This is a genomic window from Telluria aromaticivorans (genome assembly GCF_013003915.1).
Taxonomy (GTDB): Bacteria; Pseudomonadota; Gammaproteobacteria; order Burkholderiales; family Burkholderiaceae_D; genus Telluria; species Telluria aromaticivorans.
The window spans coordinates 300,083-318,863 of record NZ_JABAIV010000003.1; the positions used below are offsets into that span (position 1 = coordinate 300,083).

22 protein-coding genes are annotated in these 18,781 nt (G+C 65.1%); 9 read left to right on the forward strand and 13 right to left on the reverse strand.

Features of this window, described 5'->3' with window-relative positions; genetic code table 11:
• Nucleotides 1–13: 13 nt before the first annotated feature.
• Entirely contained in the window at nt 14–289 is a 276-nt protein-coding gene (locus tag HGB41_RS10625) for a hypothetical protein (RefSeq protein ID WP_171084020.1), read from the reverse strand.
• Between the two features lie 128 nt (nt 290–417).
• Here HGB41_RS10625 and HGB41_RS10630 point away from each other — a divergent pair, with 128 nt between their 5' ends.
• The 3 genes from HGB41_RS10630 to HGB41_RS10640 all read left to right on the forward strand — a co-directional run bounded on the left by HGB41_RS10630 (nt 418) and on the right by HGB41_RS10640 (nt 4,935).
• On the forward strand, nt 418–1,188 hold the full coding sequence (locus HGB41_RS10630; RefSeq protein ID WP_171084022.1) for a spermine/spermidine synthase domain-containing protein: 771 nt from the start codon (nt 418–420) through the stop codon (nt 1,186–1,188).
• Nucleotides 1,189–1,342: 154 nt separating this feature from the next.
• Nucleotides 1,343–4,207 (forward strand): bifunctional diguanylate cyclase/phosphodiesterase, encoded by a 2,865-nt coding sequence (locus HGB41_RS10635; RefSeq protein ID WP_171084024.1) that lies wholly within the window; start codon nt 1,343–1,345, stop codon nt 4,205–4,207.
• Nucleotides 4,208–4,716: 509 nt separating this feature from the next.
• Nucleotides 4,717–4,935: a hypothetical protein gene (locus tag HGB41_RS10640; RefSeq protein WP_171084026.1), complete on the forward strand. Its 219-nt coding sequence runs from the start codon at nt 4,717–4,719 to the stop codon at nt 4,933–4,935.
• Nucleotides 4,936–4,980: 45 nt separating this feature from the next.
• Here HGB41_RS10640 and HGB41_RS10645 read toward each other — a convergent pair whose 3' ends face one another.
• Together HGB41_RS10645 and HGB41_RS10650 are read right to left on the reverse strand one after the other, a co-directional pair.
• Nucleotides 4,981–5,358, reverse strand: coding sequence for a hypothetical protein (locus HGB41_RS10645; protein WP_171084028.1), 378 nt, complete (start codon nt 5,356–5,358; stop codon nt 4,981–4,983).
• A 65-nt stretch (nt 5,359–5,423) separates the two neighbouring features.
• Complete coding sequence (locus tag HGB41_RS10650; protein ID WP_171084030.1) at nt 5,424–5,567, reverse strand: hypothetical protein; 144 nt, start codon at nt 5,565–5,567, stop codon at nt 5,424–5,426.
• A gap of 148 nt (nt 5,568–5,715) precedes the next feature.
• Here HGB41_RS10650 and HGB41_RS10655 point away from each other — a divergent pair, with 148 nt between their 5' ends.
• On the forward strand, nt 5,716–5,910 hold the full coding sequence (locus HGB41_RS10655) for a hypothetical protein (RefSeq protein ID WP_171084032.1): 195 nt from the start codon (nt 5,716–5,718) through the stop codon (nt 5,908–5,910).
• Between the two features lie 165 nt (nt 5,911–6,075).
• The gene (locus HGB41_RS10660; protein WP_171084034.1) at nt 6,076–6,489 is read left to right on the forward strand and encodes a hypothetical protein; all 414 of its coding nucleotides are present in this window, start codon (nt 6,076–6,078) and stop codon (nt 6,487–6,489) included.
• 27 nt (nt 6,490–6,516) lie between these two features.
• On the opposite strand, the gene HGB41_RS10665 is transcribed toward HGB41_RS10660, so the two are convergent.
• Nucleotides 6,517–6,708 carry a hypothetical protein gene (locus HGB41_RS10665; protein WP_229422966.1) on the reverse strand — a complete coding sequence of 64 codons (192 nt, stop codon included), beginning with the start codon at nt 6,706–6,708 and terminating at the stop codon, nt 6,517–6,519.
• Between the two features lie 93 nt (nt 6,709–6,801).
• On the reverse strand, nt 6,802–6,984 hold the full coding sequence (locus HGB41_RS10670; RefSeq protein ID WP_171084036.1) for a hypothetical protein: 183 nt from the start codon (nt 6,982–6,984) through the stop codon (nt 6,802–6,804).
• 145 nt (nt 6,985–7,129) lie between these two features.
• On the opposite strand from HGB41_RS10670, the gene HGB41_RS10675 reads away from it, so the two are divergent.
• The gene (locus HGB41_RS10675) at nt 7,130–8,059 is read left to right on the forward strand and encodes an alpha/beta hydrolase (protein ID WP_229422967.1); all 930 of its coding nucleotides are present in this window, start codon (nt 7,130–7,132) and stop codon (nt 8,057–8,059) included.
• Between the two features lie 2 nt (nt 8,060–8,061).
• On the opposite strand, the gene HGB41_RS10680 is transcribed toward HGB41_RS10675, so the two are convergent.
• Nucleotides 8,062–8,352: a 2Fe-2S iron-sulfur cluster-binding protein gene (locus HGB41_RS10680; RefSeq protein ID WP_171084038.1), complete on the reverse strand. Its 291-nt coding sequence runs from the start codon at nt 8,350–8,352 to the stop codon at nt 8,062–8,064.
• Nucleotides 8,353–8,689: 337 nt separating this feature from the next.
• On the opposite strand from HGB41_RS10680, the gene HGB41_RS10685 reads away from it, so the two are divergent.
• Both HGB41_RS10685 and HGB41_RS10690 read left to right on the forward strand, forming a co-directional pair.
• On the forward strand, nt 8,690–9,721 hold the full coding sequence (locus HGB41_RS10685) for a L,D-transpeptidase family protein (RefSeq protein ID WP_171084040.1): 1,032 nt from the start codon (nt 8,690–8,692) through the stop codon (nt 9,719–9,721).
• Nucleotides 9,722–9,760: 39 nt separating this feature from the next.
• The gene (locus HGB41_RS10690) at nt 9,761–10,453 is read left to right on the forward strand and encodes a M23 family metallopeptidase (protein WP_171084042.1); all 693 of its coding nucleotides are present in this window, start codon (nt 9,761–9,763) and stop codon (nt 10,451–10,453) included.
• A gap of 17 nt (nt 10,454–10,470) precedes the next feature.
• Here the strand turns inward: HGB41_RS10690 and HGB41_RS10695 are convergent, their stop codons facing one another.
• From HGB41_RS10695 to HGB41_RS10715, 5 genes are all read right to left on the reverse strand, one after another.
• Entirely contained in the window at nt 10,471–12,252 is a 1,782-nt protein-coding gene (locus HGB41_RS10695; protein WP_171084045.1) for a M4 family metallopeptidase, read from the reverse strand.
• Between the two features lie 211 nt (nt 12,253–12,463).
• Nucleotides 12,464–13,105: a hypothetical protein gene (locus HGB41_RS10700; protein ID WP_171084047.1), complete on the reverse strand. Its 642-nt coding sequence runs from the start codon at nt 13,103–13,105 to the stop codon at nt 12,464–12,466.
• A gap of 9 nt (nt 13,106–13,114) precedes the next feature.
• Entirely contained in the window at nt 13,115–14,299 is a 1,185-nt protein-coding gene (locus tag HGB41_RS10705) for a zinc-dependent alcohol dehydrogenase (RefSeq protein ID WP_171084049.1), read from the reverse strand.
• 180 nt (nt 14,300–14,479) lie between these two features.
• Nucleotides 14,480–15,352 carry a KPN_02809 family neutral zinc metallopeptidase gene (gene ypfJ, locus HGB41_RS10710; RefSeq protein WP_171084051.1) on the reverse strand — a complete coding sequence of 291 codons (873 nt, stop codon included), beginning with the start codon at nt 15,350–15,352 and terminating at the stop codon, nt 14,480–14,482.
• 28 nt (nt 15,353–15,380) lie between these two features.
• On the reverse strand, nt 15,381–15,566 hold the full coding sequence (locus tag HGB41_RS10715; RefSeq protein WP_171084053.1) for a hypothetical protein: 186 nt from the start codon (nt 15,564–15,566) through the stop codon (nt 15,381–15,383).
• Nucleotides 15,567–15,965: 399 nt separating this feature from the next.
• On the opposite strand from HGB41_RS10715, the gene HGB41_RS10720 reads away from it, so the two are divergent.
• Entirely contained in the window at nt 15,966–16,901 is a 936-nt protein-coding gene (locus HGB41_RS10720) for a N5-glutamine methyltransferase family protein (protein ID WP_171084055.1), read from the forward strand.
• A 123-nt stretch (nt 16,902–17,024) separates the two neighbouring features.
• Here HGB41_RS10720 and HGB41_RS10725 read toward each other — a convergent pair whose 3' ends face one another.
• Entirely contained in the window at nt 17,025–18,191 is a 1,167-nt protein-coding gene (locus HGB41_RS10725) for an extracellular catalytic domain type 1 short-chain-length polyhydroxyalkanoate depolymerase (RefSeq protein WP_229422968.1), read from the reverse strand.
• Nucleotides 18,192–18,216: 25 nt separating this feature from the next.
• Nucleotides 18,217–18,633 (reverse strand): ribbon-helix-helix domain-containing protein, encoded by a 417-nt coding sequence (locus tag HGB41_RS10730; protein ID WP_171084056.1) that lies wholly within the window; start codon nt 18,631–18,633, stop codon nt 18,217–18,219.
• Between the last annotated feature and the right edge of the window lie 148 nt (nt 18,634–18,781).

Consider the following 18,781-nt stretch of genomic DNA (forward strand, 5'->3'; position numbering starts at 1 on the left):
GATCACAGCCGGCTCAGAACTCGTGCTCGACACGCTGGGTGCCGTCGCCGATCTTGCTGGCCCAGGCAATGGCAAAATAGTCCTGCTCCTCCGGGCTGGGCGCCGAATGCCAGAACACGATCAGGGTGCCCTTGTGGTCGTGGAGCTGGGTCAGCTTGTCGACAAAACCGGCATTCCCGGCGCGGTCGGCCATGGCCATCGCGTAGCCGTACACGCGCTGCAGGCGCTCGATCCGGTCGGGCTCAGTCAGGGCGTTGGTGGCGGTAATCGAGGGATGGTCCAGGAACATGGGGATCTTCCAGTTGTTCGAATGGTCAGCTTATCAGAAAGCGATGCCGTACAACAAGCTACCCGGACGGTCTCCCTGCCCATTCGCCATTCACCTCCGTCCCTGCCCTCATCCCTTACACTGGCAAGATGGCCGAACCACGCGACAAACCCTCCGTTTCCCTGGCTGCCCCGATCGTCTCGACCAGGGGCGACCGCCGCACGCTCGAGTTCACGCCCGGCGACATCCAGAGCGAGATGCTGCTGTCCCGGCCCAGCGCGCTGGTGCTGGCCTATGCGCGCGCCATGATGTGCTTCGCGCTGCTGGTGCCGCGCCCGCGCCACATCGTCATGGTCGGGCTGGGCGGCGGCTCGTTCGCCAAGTTCTGCCACCGCCATTTTCCGTGGGCGCGCATCACGGTGCTGGAGGTGCGCGCCGACGTGATCGCCCTGCGCGAACAATTCCACGTGCCGCCCGACGATGCCCGCCTGCGCGTGCTACACTGCGATGCCGCCGCCTGGCTGACGCAGCAGGGCGGCGTCGCCGACGTGCTGCTGGTCGACGGTTTCGACGAAGCCGGCCTGCCTCCTGCCCTGTCGAGCGCCGGCTTCTATGCCGACTGCCGGCGCGCCCTGCGTCCGGGCGGCGTGATGGTGGCGAATATCTTTACGTATGATCCCGGCTATGTGACTGCGCTGCAACGGCTGCAGGCGGCATTTGGCGGCGAGGTGTGTTGGCTGTCTGGCATCGCCGGCAACAACCAGATCCTGTTCGCGCAGCGCCCGCCGCCTGCAGGCGCCGAGCCCGGGCACGCCCTGCGCGTCCTGCGCGATACCCTCGGCAACCGCGGCCTCGGCGCGGGCGCGCTCAACCGCCTGCTGGCGCGGCTGGTGGTGGCCTGGCTGGGCCGGCGCGCCTGATTCCAGCTGCCTGACCCGCCGCTTGACCCGCTGGTGCGCGCACATGCGTGCCATGCAAGCGACATTTCGTTTGCGGAAAACCACGCGCTTGTGACACACTTCATGTATTGATGCCTGTTGGCAAGCCTCCCCTCGTTATCACCCGGATTATTCCATGCCGCGTCGCCTGCCTTTGTCGCTTACCCTTGCGGCGGCCCTTACACTTGGGGGCGGCCTTGCCGTGTCTGGGGCCCTGTTCCTGGGCGTGAGCCACCTCGAATACGACAACATGGCGCTGGCCTTTGCCCAGCGCTCGGACGAGCGTGTCGCGGCTGTGCGCCAGGGCGTCAACCAGGCGGTGGAAGTGCTGACCGTCACCAACCAGCTGTTTGCACGCGGCGAGCCGGTCAGCCGCGAAGGCTTCCGCGACTTCACGGCGGCGCTGCTCGAGCGCCATCGCTATATCCAGGCGTTCAATTTCCACCGTTCGGTGCCGGGCGAGGCGCGCGCCGCCGTCGAAGCCGAATTGCAGCGCATCCGGCCGGGCACTGTGTTTACCGAACTGACGCCCGCAGGGCTCAAGCCCGCACCGATCCGCGTCCGCTACCACATCGTCGACTTTATCGAACCGATGGCCGGCAACGAGCGCGCCTTCGGCCTGAACATCACCGAGAACCTGCAGGTGATGAGCGCGCTCGAGATCGCCCGCGGCGAAGGGCGCGCCGCCGCCACCGACCTGTTCCAGCTGGCGCAGGATCCACTCCACCAACCGGCCTTCCAGCTGATCATACCGGTGCTCGACCGCGAGGGCGTGCTGGCCGGCGACACCTCGGTGGTCATCCGCGGCCCCGAACTGGTACGGGCCTCGCTGGCCAGCGCCGGCCTGCTCGATTCGCGCGACATCTTCGTCTCGGTGTATGCGGGCGAACGCACCGGGGCCGAGGCCCTGCTGTTTTCCACCGGCGACACCCGCAAGCAGCCGGAGAGCTGGCTGACCGGGTTTGTCGCCTCCGTGCACACCGGCCACAGCGTCGACGTGCTGCGCATCGCCGGCAAGCCATGGCGGATCGAAGTAGCGGCCGCGCCACGTCCCTTCCTGCCCGACCACATGGCTTCGTCCGCTTTGCTGGTGGGCGGCATCCTGATGACCTTGATGAGCACGGCCTTCGTGCAGGCCTCGGGCCGGCGTGCGCGCAAGGTACAGCAACTGGTACGCCAGCGCACTGCCGACCTGCGCCGCACCAACCGCCGCCTGGTCGAAGACATGGCCGCACGCGAACGCGCCGAGCGCGCCCTGCAGCAGAGCGAGCAGCGCTTCCGCCAGCTGGTGTCGATGTCCTCCGACTGGTACTGGGAACAGGACCGCGAGCTGCGCTTCACGATGGTCACCGGCGGCTTCACCGAAAAAGCCGGCGTGTCGGTAGAGAGCCTGCTCGGCAAGACGCGCTGGGAGTACGTGCCGGCCCTGCTTGAGTCCGAACTGGGGCGCGCCCACCTCGCCCAGGTGCGGGCCCACGAGCCCTTCGCCAACCTCGAATACCAGGTGGTCGACCAGCACGGCGACACCCGCTGGTTCTGCGTCCACGGCCAGCCGGTGTTCGACGACGGCGGCGCCCTGCTGGGCTACCGCGGCACCGGCAGCGACATCACCGCGCGCAAGCTCACCGAGCAGCGCGTGCACCACGTGGCCCAGCACGACGTGCTGACCGGCCTGCCGAACCGCTCGCTGCTGCAGGACCGCCTGGGCCAGGCGATTGCCCATGCCAACCGCAGCGGACGCGCGATCTGGGTCATGCTGATCGACCTCGACCGCTTCAAGTTCGTCAACGATTCGATGGGCCACAAGGCCGGCGACGTGCTCCTGATGACGGTGGCCGCGCGCTTGAGCGGCTCGCTGCGCGACACCGATACCGTGGCGCGCCTGTCGGGCGACGAATTCGTCGTGATCCTGTCCGAGCAGCACGACGCGCCGCTGAGCGCCGACATCGTGCAGCGCGTGATGGATTCGGTGGCCCAGCCGGTCATGCTCGGCCCCAAGGAATTCTTCGTCACCTGCTCGATCGGCGTGGCGGTCTACCCGAGCGAAGGCACGCCGGCCGACAGCCTGATCGAACACGCCGACATCGCGATGTACTGCGCCAAGAAACTGGGCCGCAACAACTTCCAGTTCTATACCCCGGTCATGAACGAGGAGTCGATGGAACGGGTGCGCATCGAAAGCGCGCTGCGTAACGCCCTGGAACGCAACGAATTCGTACTGCACTACCAGCCGCAGGTGGACCTGAAAACCGGCAAGATCGTCGGCATGGAGGCCCTGATCCGCTGGCAGCACCCGGAAATGGGCATGGTGCCGCCGATCCGCTTCATCGGCATCGCCGAAGAGACCGGCCTGATTGTCCAGATCGGCGCCTGGGTGATGCGCACCGCCTGCGCCCAGAACAAGGCCTGGCAGGATGCCGGCCTGGGCAAGCTGCGGGTCGCGGTGAATTTGTCGGCCCGCCAGTTCGGCGCGCCCGACCTGATCGCCGGCCTCGAGTCGGTGCTGCTCGACACGATGCTCGACCCGGACTGCCTCGAGATCGAACTGACCGAGAGCCTGTTCATGAGCGACGTGACGCCGGCCGTGGAATTGCTGCACCGGATGAAGTCGCTGGGCGTGAACCTGTCGATCGACGATTTCGGCACCGGTTTCTCGAGCCTGTCCTACCTGTCGCGCTTCCCGATCGACGTGCTGAAGATCGACCGCTCTTTTGTCGCCGATATCACCATTGACGCCAACGATGCGGCGATCGTCACCTCGATCATCGGGCTGGCCCACAACCTGAAGCTGGCGGTGATCGCGGAAGGCGTCGAGACCCTCGAACAGCTCGACTACCTGCGCAGCCATGGTTGCGACGAAATCCAGGGCTATTTCTTCAGCAAACCGCTGCCGGCCGGCGAGTTCGAAGCGATGCTGCGCGAAGGCCGTTGCCTGCCGGCTCCACAGCAAACCGAGCCGGAAGCCGATGCCGATCACCCAAGGGTCGCTGCTTATTCGTAGGATGGGCGGGTCTCCCGGCCGCGCGTTCAGATTACGGTGCTGCAGCCCATGCGCCGGATCAAACTGTAACGATTACCGCGTGGGCTAACCTGGGCCAGTGGCGTAATGCCGATCACTTAAGAGCCGCCGGTTTCTCGTAGGGTGGGCAATTCGTAATTCAGGGCATTGCCCTGAATTACCTTGCCCACGCGTTCAAACCACGGTGCTGCAGCCCGTGCGGCTGTTCACATCGCAACTATCACCGCGTGGGCAGGAAACCTGCCCACCCTACGGTTCTCACTAACTGAAGGCATTAGGCCGGTGGCCTAGGTTACAAGCCGCCCACGCTACAAATTCCTCTCTTGATCGACCGGCATGAAGCCGAAACCGGCATTGGCTTGATCCAGATCGGCCAAAACTTGATAAATATCTAGTGTAATTACGCAAATAACTATTTATTTATAGCTAATTCACGATCGTTCGTCTTAGAATACCTGTGTCTCTTTGGCAATCTTAGACTACGGATATATATGATGATGAATGAAACGGGTGACCTGGCCGTCGCGGCAGACCCAGCGGTACGCCGGCAGCGCACCGACGACCGCACGCGCGACCTGATCAACCAGGCCGTGGCGTCCGTTCCTACCCTTGGGCTGCAGCGCGCGGCCGAATTCCTGGCGACGATGAACGTGCCGGCCGAAGTGGCGGTGCGGGTGCTCGTGTATCCGAACCGGCGCCGCGCCAACTAAGAGCCTGTCCAGGCTCCGCGCGCGGTCCGGCTGCGATGACAGCGCCTAGCGGCGCTGTTGTTCTTGCTGCTGGTTGATATCGGCCAGCGATTCGCGGCCGCGCTCGGTCAGCGCATGGCCGCCGCCTTCTACCGGTGCGATATGCGACTTGGCGCTCAGGAAGCGGGCCACGTCGTTGTCGATGGTGGCCGCAGGATCTGCCGCCAGCGCGGTCAGCGCCTGCACGCAGCGGCGCAGGAACAGGACGGTCTGTCCCTTTTCCGTCAGGGCAATGCGCCCGTCGCGGGTGTACTCCAGCATTTTCAGTCCCGACAGGCGCTTGGCATTGCGTCCCACGCATGCACCTGGGGAATCGCGGTTCACGCCACGGCGCACCAATTCGAGTGCGTCGTATTCGTCCGTCGTCAGTTGTTCGTTCTTCATTCCTGCTTTCATCGATCTTGGCGCGCCATGGTACCTGCCGCGCCGACCGAGGGCAAGCCTCAGTGCTATGCGCGCAGTGCCAGCCAGCCCAGGGCGGCGCTTGCGGCCAGCCCGATCGCCAGCGCAACAGTCAGTGCGACGCGGGCGCGGCGCGAGTAATACAGCGGGTGGCGGCCCAGGTGAATCGTATCGTACAAGGTATGGCCCATCGTCTCCTCCGGCGTCACAGGACAGGCTCCATTATAGGTAGCGCATCGTGTCAGGAACATGACATGGGTTGATCAGGCAAGGCGCGCGCCCGCGACGGGGTGGGACTGTTACGATCATACGACATCGACAACCCCACCGGAGCACAGCATGAATGAACCGACCCCTAAAGTCGATCCCGCGGCAACTGGCCGCCCCCTGTATGACGAAGCCGACATCGGCAGCGGCGAAAAGTCCCCGGGCGAGAAGGAAACCGAGGAAATGATCCGCGAGATCCCACCGCTGCCCGCTTCCGGCGGCCAATCGGAAACGCCTTCGAAGGAAGCGCGCCAGCCAGGCGCCTGAGCCTTTCCCCCGCGCCGCGTGCCCGCATGCGGCGCGGCCGCGCTCCGGCAGGCGTCCGCTTGCACTGCGCGCGTTTCGTCCTAAGCTGAATGGGCGGCCATGGAAGGCTGCGATATGCCTGCGCTTCGGCGCACCGGCATTCCATTGACAGGGAGGGAGGAAAACATGAACCACCGCAGTATCCTGAAGAGTGCCGCGGTCGTCTCGGCACTCTACGGCATCATCCTGGTCTTTGCTCCGAACACACTGATGTCCATGTATGGCTCGCAAGCCGTCGAGGCCTCGGGCATGTATTTCGCCATGCTGTCAGGCGCCATGCTGCTCGGGTGGGCCGTCATGAACTGGGCCGCCAGCAACGCGCCCGACATCGTCGAAATCCACTACGTCTTGCTGGGGAACCTGGCTTCGCTGGCGTTGTCCTTCGTGGTCACCCTGGTCCGGCAGCTGACGCATGCCGGCGCACCAGACTCGGGCTGGATTAACGTGGGGATTTTCCTGGTGTTTTCGGCGCTGTTCGGCTACCTGTACAAGGCCAGCCCGGCCGGCTACAGGCTGCATGCCCGGAGCCGGCCGGCCTGAAGCGGCGAAAGAGGCCGCGCGTAGATCCTAGCTGGCCTTGATCGGCGGCTCGGGGAAGCGCGGCTCCTGCACCGGCGCGTTGACCGGGTCGGGAACGTCGTCAGGCACCGGCGGCCGTGGATCGGGCGTCGGGTTGCCGTTGGGCGAGTCGGGATCGGGGGTACTGTGGGCATGCACGGGGGTTGAGCCGTGCAGCTTGGTGTCGTCAAGCATGCTCATGGTCAGCCTCTCGGAAAGGCGGGCAAGCTGCTGCTGGAACCCGCGTGAATGGCGGACGGCGTGCGCCGTCCGCCAACAGAGCCTTGCTAAAGCTTAGTGGCGCTCTTGCTGCTTGGCGCCGCCGCCCGCACCCTCGTTCTTGCCCGCTTTTTCGCGCGACATGTGATCATGGCTGCTCTTGTCGGCCTTGCCTGCGCGCTGCTTGGCCAGGTCTTCTTCGGACATGTGGTCCGACTGCTTGTTGTCCTGGGTACCGCCGGATTTGGATTGGGTCATCGTCATTTCCTCCTTGGTATACATGGTTCGGAAGGCCGGGTTCGGCCGGTTCTGCGTTGGACACAGCCTAGCATGAATGACAATGCCGGGACTTCAATCGTGCGCGGCGGATTTCCTCCAGTACACTGTTTCCTCGGCTATAGTGATGACTCTTTTCCACTCCTCGCCGACCATGAAACTGCACCGATTCCTGCTGGCCGCCCTCCTCGCCGGCGGCATGGCCGGCGCCAACGCCGCCACCCCGATGATACTTGCCGACTACCTGGCCCTGACCGGCCCCGCCCCCACCACGCGCTACCCGTATGGCGAGGCGCCTTCGCAATATGCCGAGTTGTTCGTACCCGCGGGAGCGGGACCCTTCCCGGTGGCGGTACTGGTGCACGGCGGCTGCTGGACCAGCAAGTTTGGCGGCATCACCCAGCTGCGCAACATGGCCGGCGCGCTGGCGGCGCGCGGCATCGCGGTGTGGAATGTGGAATATCGCCGCAGCGACGAGCCGGGCGGCGGCTATCCCGGCACCTACCAGGACATGCATGCCGCGCTCGAGCTGCTGGCAAAGCAGGCCGGGCCTAACCGGCTCGACATGACTCGCCTGGTCGCGGTCGGCCACTCGGCCGGCGGCCAGCTGGTGCAGTGGATAGCCGGGCGCGCCAGGATTCCCGCAAGCAGCCCGCTCTACCGCGCCAACACGCTGCCGGTGCGCGCGGTCGTCAGCCTTGGCGGACTGGCCGACCTGCGCGGCGAAGCGGCCCTGATCAAGGCCAGCTGCGGCCGCGACACCGTCGAGCTGGCGGGCCTGCCCGGGCCGGGGCGCCCGGACGTGTTTGTCGATACCAACGCGGCGGAACTGATGCCCAACGGTAGCCTTACCTTCCTCGTCACAGGGGAACTCGACACCATTTCGCCGCCGCGCGTGGCGCACGACTACGCAGCGAAAGCGCGCAAGGCCGGGGATGCGGCGGAAGTCGTGATCCTGCCGCGCGCCAGTCATTACGACGAGGTCGCGGCGAGTTCGCCGGCCTGGCCACAGGTGCTGGAAGTAATCGAACGCGCACTCGGCCAGCCGGCGCGCTAGTGTTAAACGATGCGCCGCGCCAGCGGCGCATCGAGCTCCAGGTGTCCCTGAGCCACCGCGACGCATGGGAGAATATAGCCTTCGCGTTTCTCGTCGAGGGACAGGCCCGGCCACTCGATCGTGTGCAGCGCCTGCCCCTTGAGCACCCGGCAGATGCAGGTGCGGCAGGTGCCGTTGCGGCAGGAATTCGGCAGTTCGACACCGGCAGCTTCGGCCGCCTCCAGGAGACTGGCGCCTGCCTCCGCCGTGAAGGCGATGCCGCCGGGCTGCAGCGTGATGGTAAGTCTTGTCATGCCCTAATGCCAATCACTTAAGAGCCGCCGGTTACTCGTAGCGTGGGCAATTCGTAATTCACGGCATTGCCCTGAATTACCTTGCCCACGCGTTCAAACTACGGTGCTACAGCCCGTGCGCCAGCTCATATTGCAACTATCACCGCGTGGGGCACCGGGGCCAGTGGCCCGGGTGACAAGCCGCCCACCCTACGGTTCTCACTAATCGACTGGCATCAGGTCATGCCCGCAATTGTAGCGCCACCGGCCTCGCCCTGTTGAGTACGGTGACGCACAGACCCGCCCCCACCGCCGCACTACTCTGAGGTTTCCAAAAGCAAGCATTGCAGGAAATCAAATGAAAAAATCGCATACCCTCCCCTTCCTCGTCGCCGCATTGCTGGCCGCGCTTCCTGCCGCCCAGGCCCAGCAGGCAGCACCAGCTCCGGCTCCAGCTGCGCCACCGCAGGCCGCGCCCGCCGTCGCCGCAACGGCCGCACCGCAGGCAGCGGCCGCCCGCGCGACTCCCGCCAGCCCCAAGCAGGCCGAATTCGAACGCAATCTGCGCGCCCAGGTGCTGCTCGACCGCGCACGCTTCTCGCCGGGCGAGATCGACGGCGCCTACGGCTCCAACATGCGCCAGGCGCTGAGCGGCTTCCAGGCCAGGAACAAGCTGCCGGTGACCGGCAAGCTCGACCAGGCCACCTGGAACGCGCTGAATACCGACAGCAGCCCGACCCTGGCCACCTATGCGCTGGCCGAATCCGACGTGTCCGGACCTTTCGAGCCGATCCCGGCAGAAATGATGGACAAGGCGTCGCTGAAGGCGCTCGGCTATGAAAACGTGCTCGAGGGCCTGGGCGAGAAATTCCATGCCAAGCCGGCCATGCTGGAACGCCTGAACGGGGGCAAGGACCTCAAGAGCGCCGGCACCCAGATCCTGGTGCCGAACGTGATCGGCAAGCCGCCACTGGCGAAAGCATCGAAGGTCGTGGTCGATGGCAGCTCCCGCGTGCTGCAGCTGTTCGACGCAGCGGGCTCCCTGCTCGCCCAATACCCGGTCTCGACCGGCAGCGGCAACGACCCCCTTCCGATCGGGAACTGGAAGATCGAAGGCGTGCACGCCAACCCGACCTACCACTACAATCCAAAGCTGTTCTGGGATGCCGAACCGGGCGACAAGAAGGCCAAGATTGCGCCGGGCCCGAACAATCCGGTCGGCGTGGTCTGGATCGACCTGTCCAAGCCGCACTACGGCATCCACGGCACCCCGGTGCCTGGCCACGTCGGCAAGACCGAATCGCACGGCTGCATCCGCCTGACCAACTGGAGCGCCGCTGAAGTCGCCGGTGCGGTGGCAGCGGGCCTGGAAGTCGTGCTGCAGGAATAGTTCCGTAGTCTTCCTTAACAAAGTGATCGGAGAACAAGAATGAAGTGGCTGATGACTTTCCTGCTGGGCGCGCTCGTGGGCGCCAGTGGCCTGTTCCTGTGGTTGCGCGAGATCCCGGACGATCCCGCGCCGGTCGTGGTGACTGCCCCGCCGGCGCCGGTGGCCGCTCCCGCGCCGCCGGTGGATGCCGCGGCACCCGGCACGGTGGTGCAGACCGACCTGGCCGAAGCCGACCTGCCGCTGCGTCCATCGAGCGCGCAGTCGTCGGCCACCGCCACGGCCCCGGCCGACGCGGTCGTGGCGCAGGCCAAGCTGTTGGTGCCGGTGCAGGGAATCAAGGCCCCCACCCTGACCGATACCTTCGACCAGCCGCGCGGCAACCAGCGCCATCATGAAGCGCTCGACATCATCGCGCCGAAGGGCACGCCGGTACTGGCGGCGGCCGACGGCAAGGTGGAGAAGCTGTTCCAGAGCAAACCGGGCGGGACCACCCTGTACCAGTTCGACCCGAGCGGCAAGTACGCCTATTACTACGCGCACCTGGACCGCTACGCCGACGGCATCAAGGAAGGCATGGAACTCAAGCGCGGCGACGTGCTCGGCTATGTCGGCGTGACCGGCAATTCCGACCCGAACGCGCCGCACCTGCACTTCTCGGTGGTCGAATTGACGCCCGAGAAGCAGTGGTGGAAAGGTACGCCGCTCAATCCGTATCCCTTGATGGCGAATTGAGCGACCGGCAAGCTTTCTCAGGTGCCGGGGGGCGGCGCCGGCTCTTCCACGTCCGCCCCGACATTGATCGCCGCATAGGCGCGCTGCACGGCGACCGCTTCCTTGCTGTCCTTGCCGTACAGCTCGCTAGCGGCCTCGATCATCTTGGCGCGCGCATCGGCATAGTTGGTGCTGGAGGTGAACTTGGTCGTGTTCGCATGGAACCAGATCCGGAAAGCTTTGTCGGTACCGATCCCGGTCATGGCCTGAGGCTGCTTCACCAGGTATTTGCTGTAATAGTCGCCCGCACTGTCGGCGCGCGAGCCCTTCGCCAGGAAATAGAACATGCGGTTGTTCGGCCCGCTGCTGTAGTGCACGTCCAGCCGGCGCAGCGAGCTGCTCCATGCATCAGGGCTGCTGCCGTCCTTGCTCGGACGGTACATCCAGCGCAGCGGCGTCGCGTTGCGGCTGATTTCCGTACCCAGCTGCCAGTCGTTGCCGTCTTCCGGGAAGCTGTCGCCCTTGCCGCCCGCACGCGCATAGGCTTCGACGATCTCGCCGGTGATGTCCGACGACGATTCATTGAGCCCGCCAGATTCCCCTGAATACACCAGGCTTGATGTCGCTGCGGTAATCCCGTGCCCCATCTCGTGGCCGATCACGTCGATCGACCCCAGGCTGGTGAAATAGGTGCCGTCGCCGATGAACATGCAGCGGCAGGTATCGCTGTAATAGGCGTTGTCGTAGCCGCGGTTCACATGCGCCGCGATATAGGTCGAGGTGTCGCGGCCGTCGAGCGACAGCCACCCCAGCACGTTCTTGTGCGCGTCATAGGTATTCATCAGGCCCCACATCGCATTCACCGCCGCGGTCTGGCCATTGACGCCCGTGGTGCTGCTGCCCTCGACGAACTGCTTGCCGTCGCCCCAAATGTTCGTGGCATTCGTATACACCTTGCCGGCGCTGCTGCCGTTGTTCGCGTTGGTGATCGCCATGGCGCCGAAGGTGCCGCCCGTGCCGCGCTCCGGGTCGAGCATCTGATAGCTGCCCTTGGCCAGCGTGGTGCTGATCGGCACCTCGCCGTTGTACTGGCTCTTGCCGGTGCCAAGTACGGTCTGCAGCATGTTCCACTGGTCGAGCACGGCGGCGTCGCGCGCGCTGATCACGGTGTCGAAATAGACCGGCTGCTCGTTCAATCGCATGCGGGTGCTTACCAGGTAGGCCAGTTCGTAGCGCTCGACCGCATCCTCGACATCGAGGGCATTCAGTTCAGCTTCCTCCTTGGCGCCGGCGCCGACCACGCGCTGCATCCGCATCACCGGGTAGATCAGCAATTCTGCGCGCGGCGGCACCAGGTGCACCGTGCCCGCTACCTGCGTCGCGAGCGCCGCCTCGATCGCGGCCTTGGTCGAAATCTGCGGCTGCACGCTGAAGCTGGCAGTCAGCGCACCAAGGCGGTTGGAGCTGCCCTTGCCCAGGTGCAGGCGGCGTTCGGACGCGGATTCGGACAGGATCTTCGCACTCTTGTCGAGCACCACCACCGATTCGGAACCGAACACGCGCAATCCTTTGTAGGTATGCGCGGCGCGCAGCACCTGGGTGCCGTTCGCGCCCGGATGCTGGGCGGTCAGTTTGTAATGGTGGTCCGGATCGAGCCCCTTGGCCTGGCGCCGCCCCGCCAGCTGGCCGAGCACCGAGGCCTCGGCCTTGGCACTGAGCGTCGTCGGGGGACTCATGGTGGGCGCCGCGGCCAGCGGCAGGTGCGCAAGCAGCAAGGCAGCGCCGAGCAGCGCGGCCGGGAAAGTGGTGTGCGGGGTCATCTCGTCTCCGTCCGTGGAAGCACGGTGCCAAGATGGGCCGTGCATCGGACAGTGTGGACGAGCTCGGGAAGAAAGATTTGCTCAGGCGCAATAGTCGCGCTCGTAGGGTGGCCGGCTTTGCCGGCCGCGCGTTCAAATCACGGTGGTGCTGCCTGTGCGACTGTTCACCAGCTGGTTGAACGCGCGGGCGGGAGACCCGCCCACCCTACGGTTAACGATAAGTGCTGTCGCGTTCGTAACGAACGTAGCGATCATCGTCATCGCGGTCACGGCGGTTCATCAGATACACCGCCGTCCCCACCACCGCAGCGGCAATCGCCACCTTCTTGGCCAGCCCGGCCGGATTGTGCTTCATCTCGGCCTTGATGCCCATCTCGCCCAGCACGTTCGGGATGTGCCCGCGCGCCAGGTCTTCGGCGAGGCCTTCGACCACGTTCACGCGGTCGGCCAGCAGCAGGAGCAGCCAGTGGCGCAGGTCGTTTTCGCTGGCCTTGAAGGCTGCGCGCCGGAGCATGCCGGACAGGCCCGACGGCGGCTGCACGGTGCCGAACAGCTGGGTGATGCCCGGCCGTTCGCTCGAGACGAGAACCTCGACCTTTTCCTGCTGTTGCTGCGGGTCGCCCTTGGGCTGGTTGATGAAGCGCGGCGGGGTGCGTTCCATCGGCACGCCGGGACGGTCCTTGCGGTCAAGGTCGGCGCCCCAGCCATTGATGTGCTGCAGCTCGTCGCGCGACGGGCGGCGCGGCGCGATGTGGCCCTGGCTGGGGTGCTGCTGGATGTGGCCGTGATCGTGGTCGTGATCGCGCTTTTGCTCACCCGTGTGCTTGTGTTCGACGATATCGCGTGATTCCATGGTCGCTCCTTAATTCGTTAGGCTGGCCGCAACCTTGCGCACCTGGTTGGCGTTCGGCGGGATCAGGACGGTCTTGATGCACTCATCGAGCTTCTCCGAGAAGATGTGATACGCATCCGACACTTCTTCCAGCGGCACCCGGTGGGTGATGATTTCCTTCGGATTCAGGCGACCTGCACGAATGTGCTCGATCAGGCGCGGCAGGTGGCGCCGCACGCTGGCCTGGTTCATGCGCAGGGTGAGGCCTTTGTTCAGCGCATTGCCGATCGGGACCGCATTGAAGGTCGGTCCATACACGCCGACGATCGACACATTGCCGCCCTTGCGTACCGAGTTGATGCACCAGTGCAGCGCCGTGGCCGAGCCCGCCTGCGCCATCATGTAGCGGCCGGTAAGCGTCTGCATGGCATTGCCCGAAGCTTCGCAGCCGACCGCGTCGATGCAGACGTCGGCACCCATCCAGTCGGTCATCTTCTTGATGTGCTCGGCCATGTCGCGCACTTCCTTGAAGTTCACGATCTCGCACTGGGCGTAGCGCTTGACGAATTCGAGGCGGTATTCGACGTGATCGACCACGATCACGCGTCCCGCGCCCATCAGCCAGGCCGACTTGGCGGCGAAGATGCCGACCGGGCCGGCGCCGAACACGACGACCGTATCGCCTTCCTTGATGTCGCCCATTTCGGCGGCCTGGTAGCCGGTCGGGACCGCGTCGGTGAGCAGCACCGCATCGTCGTCGTGGATGTCGTCCGGGATGATCATCGGGCCGACGTCGGCCATCGGCACGCGCACCAGTTCGGCCTGGCCGCCGTCATAGCCGCCTGCCGTGTGCGAATAGCCGTAGATGGAGCCGACCGCGGTGGACTGCGCATTCATGTTGTGGCAATTGCCGTAGAGTTCGCGGTCGCAGAAGAAGCAGGACCCGCAGAACACGTTGAAGGGCACCAGCACCTTGTCGCCGATCTTCAGCTTCTGGACTCCGGGGCCGATTTCTTCCACCACGCCGATGAACTCGTGGCCGAAGGTGTGGCCGACACGGGTGTCGGGCACCAGGCCATGGTACAAGTGCAGGTCCGAGCCGCAGATGCACGAACGGGTGACGCGGACGATGGCGTCGCCGGGGTGCTCGATGACAGGATCTGGCTTGTGTTCGGCGCGGACGCGGTAGGGCCCGCGGTAGTTCATTGCCAGCATAACTCCTCCTCGATAAGGTTCTCGGTAGCTTCATTGCGCCGGCCAGCTCGGCGGGCTTGTGAAACCAAGTTATGTCAAAACGCCAAGGATGGCGATACGCGCACGGAAACGAACGCGGCATTTTCACGTCAAAACGGGCGCCAAGGGCGCCCGTCGGGAACTAGTCCTACAGCGGACGACTTACAGCTGCCGGGCGTCGAAGGTATTGCACTGCTCGACCTTGCCGCTGTCCAGGCCACGGGTGAACCAGCGCACCCGCTGGGCCGAGCTGCCGTGGGTGAACGAGTCCGGCACCACCTGGCCCTGCGACTGGCGCTGCAGTGCATCGTCGCCGATCGCGGTGGCCGCGGCCAGTGCGGTTTCGACGTCGCCCTTCTCCAGGATCTGCTCGCGCTGGTTGGTGCGGTTGGCCCAGACGCCGGCGAAGCAGTCGGCCTGCAGTTCCAGGCGCACCGACAGCGCATTGCCTTCCTTCTCGGAGGCGCGCTGCTGGGCGTTATGCACCTGTCCGGAAACCCCCAGCAGGTTCTGGACGTGGTGGCCCACTTCGTGCGCGATGACATAGGCCTGGGCGAACTCGCCTTCCACCTTGAAACGCTGCTGCATCAGGCGGAAGAAACTCAGGTCGATATACACCTGGCGGTCGGCCGGGCAATAGAACGGGCCGGTGGCGCTGCGCCCGGTACCGCAGGCGGTATCGGTGGCCTGCTCGAACAGGACCAACCGGGCCGGCTGGTATTGCGCGCCCTGCTCCTTGAAGATTTGCTGCCAGACGTCTTCCGTATAGGCCAGCGTGGTCTTGACGAACTGGGTCTCCCGGTCGTTCGCGGGAGCTGCGGCCGGTCCCTGCGGTCCCTGCTGGACCGGCACCGGCTCACCTCCGCCAAGGAAGACACTCGGATCGATGCCGAAGAAGGCGCTGCCGATCAGGGCGATCACGAGGGTGCCGATCCCGACCGATTTCCCGCCGAGGCCGCCGAAGCGCCCTCCACCACCGCCGCCGCCGCGGCGGTCCTCTACATTGTCACTTTGTCGGTCGCCTTCCCATTTCATCGTCTTGCCTCCTCGTGTTCGTTCTTGATCAGCGTCCCGGATGGCGCTTGAGCGTGCCCGTATCGCCGCGCTCGCGCGCATCCTTGGTACGGAAATCATCCGGCGTTGCCATCCCTGATTTCGCTTCGTCCTGCAGTTCGCGTTCGTGGCGCTCGCGCGCGACTTCGCGCTCGATCCTGCCGGTTGGTGTATCGATGCCGCCCCTGTTGCCCATGCTGTTTCCCCGGTTGCGAGTTGAATAGTTGCCTGTTCGAGTATGGACAAGGGGCCCGGTTCAGTATGTTCGAGTGCTCACATAGCGGGGGAAATATCTCGGCGTCCAATGGGGGCCGGGGCCTAATGCCGATCACTTAAGAGCCGCCGGTTATTCGTAGGGTGGGCAATGCGTAATTCAGGGCATTGCCCTGAATTACCTTGCCCACGCGTTCAAACTACGGTGCTACAGCCCGTGCGCCAGCTCATATTGCAACTATCACCGCGTGGGGTAACCGGGGCCAGTGGCCCGGGTGACAAGCCGCCAACCCTACGGTTCTTACTAATTGACTGGCGTTAGGCCAAAGCCTAAGTTAGGCTGCGCACGGTGCCCATGCCCGTTGCGTGCGACCCTAGCAACATGACAACTCCCCATGCCAATGCACTGGTCGCCCTCGGTCGCTACCTGCGCGACAAGGACTACCGTTTCGTCACGGTCACGCCCGCCACCCACCGCCGCATCAACCGCCGCACCGGCAACGAACACAGCGCCGAGTTGCGCGGGATCTTCGGCTGGAGCCGCCCGTTTGCGGAAAACGACGTAGCTCCAGAACTGGTGGGGTTGATGCGAGATGCCGGCATCCTCGAGCAGGAGGGTGGCCTGCTGCGTTCGACGCTGCGCGCCTCGACGCTCGGCGAATTGCTGGTGTTCCATTCGGCCTACCCAACCGACGACGATGACGCCGTCTTCTTCGGGCCCGATACCTATCGCTTTGTCGGCACCATGGAGCGCGCCTTTGCCTGGCTCGGCTCGGGCCCGGTGCGGGCGATCGACCTCGGCTGCGGCAGCGGCGCCGGTGCGCTGGCGATCGCCAGGGCCTTCCCGCATGCCGAAGTCGTGGCGGCCGACATCAATACCAAAGCACTGGCCTTGACGATGGTGAACACGCAGCTGGCCGAAGTGCACAACCTCACGGCCTGCCGCAGCGACCTGCTCAATGACGTAGGAGGGGATTTCGACCTGGTGGTATCGAACCCGCCCTATATGCTGGACCCGTCCGAACTACCCTACCGCCATGGCGGCGGCATGCGCGGCGCCGGGCTGTCGGTGCGCATCGTCAAGGAAAGCCTGGCGCGGCTGCGCCCGGGCGGCTGCCTGATGCTGTACACCGGCGTGGCGATCGCCGGCCCGGTCGACGAATTCCTGGAAGCGATCAGGCCAAGCCTGGACGCCCTGTGCGACCACTGGAAATACGACGAGCTCGATCCGGACATCTTCGGCGGGCAGCTCGGCGAGCCAGGCTACGAAGACGTGGAACGGATCGCGGCAGTCTGGCTGCACGCGATCCGGCGTTAAGCGGAGCCACGGCTGCGAAACCAGTGAGAACCGTAGGGTGGGCAATTCGTAATCCAGGGCATTGCCCTGAATTACCTTGCCCACGCGTTCAAATTATGGTGCTGCAGCCCGTGCGCTGGTTCCTTACTTGCCGGCCTGCTCCAGGAAGAAGTTCAGCATCTCGGTCGAGGCGCAGGGGCCATTCGCATCCGTGTGCGAACCCGAGGCCTTGCCGCCCATCCAGGCGTGCGCCGCGCCATGCACCACCCACTGTTCCGCATGGCGGCGCCCACCTGCATCGCGCCAGCTGGTTTTCGTATAGGTGCGTCCCGCCTCGCCACGGCTCGATTCCTTTGTCAGGGCGCCATCGCCCGACCTTGGGTGGGCGTCGGCAAACTGGCGCAGCACCGCATCGCCATTGCCCGGATTCACCAAATGATCGGCGTCGCCGTGGAAGACGATAATCGGCACGGCCTTACCCAGGGTCGCCGCCTTGCCCGGCTTCTTCATGGCGTGCAGGCCGGAAATCATGTCCTTGCCGCTGCCGGCCGCCAGGCCCGAGTGCACGCCGACCGCCGCATACAGGTCGGGATATTCGGCGCCCAGGATGGCCGCCATCGCACCGCCCGCCGACAGGCCGGCCACGAACACGCGCTTCGCATCGGCGCCCTGCTCGACCACGACTTTCCGCGTCATGCCGGCGATGATGGCCGGCTCGCCCTGGTCACGCTGCTGCTGGGCCGCGTCGAACCAGTTCCAGCAGCCGTTATGGTTGGCGCTGCGGTCCTGCTCGGGATACAGCACCAGGCAGCCCTGTTCTTCGGCGACCATGTTCATGGCCGTGCCGGCCGCGAAATCGGCGGCGTCCTGGGTGCAGCCATGCAGCATCACGACCAGCGGACGCGGGCCTTGCGCGGCCTTGGCCGGGATGTAGAGCTTGTAGCGGCGCTGGCCGGCGCTGCAGGCGAAGCTGCCGTCGATGACGGTGCCTGGAGCGAGCTCTTCAGGGGCTGCCGGTGGGCGCTGCTTCCAGAAATCGGCGGTCTTCGGCAGCGGGCTCTTGCGGGCCGTTTTGCGCGGCATCGAGGCACGCTGGAAAGCCGGCGGCGGATTCAGGTCGACGAAGGCAGGTTCGCCATCCGCGCCGGACCCGGCCTGCGCGGTGTCGCGCATGGCGTCCATCTGCGGCGCCACCAGGCCCGCCTGCTTCAGGGCGCGCTGGATGACATCGGCGGCGCCGCCAGGGTTGTTGGAACGGACCAGCTTTGCTGATTCCATCATTTGCTGGACGAACTGGTCGAGTTGTTTCATGGAAATTCCTTTGTGACGTAACTGTTTACGTGTGAATGCGGTCTGCCAGTACCTGCCGGGTGGCAGGTGCTGCAATGAATGCGCCGAGCACCTGGACCGAGGCAATGGCCTGGTCGGCAAGTTCCGGCGTAACGTCGTCTTCGATCACGGCCAGGCCCAGCACGTGGATCTCGAGGCGCTGGCCCGAGGCGATCACTTCTTCGAGTTCCCGGCGCGAATAGCGGTGCTGCCCAAGCACATAACGCTTGCGCACGACGGTTTGCCGGATCGACTCGGCGTGTACCTGGAGCTGGTTACGGATGGCCGTCCGCACGAAGTCGGTGCGGTTCGAATAAAAGCCTTCGTTGACCAAGAGGTCCATCTGGGCCAGGTCGACCAGGCCCACGTTGACGGTGACTTTATCGCTGTCGGGCAGGCGCTGCGGGGATGTGACGAGTTTCATGTTTTGGCTCCTTATACTCCAAATGGAGTATATCGGGAGTATTTCAAGCCCACCAGCGAAGTTAATTGCTGCGTTGTCTCTTCGTCACTGAGCCGCCGCCGTGTTGGTGGGCAACGGTGCGCGGGGTCTGGAGCCGCCACGTAGAATG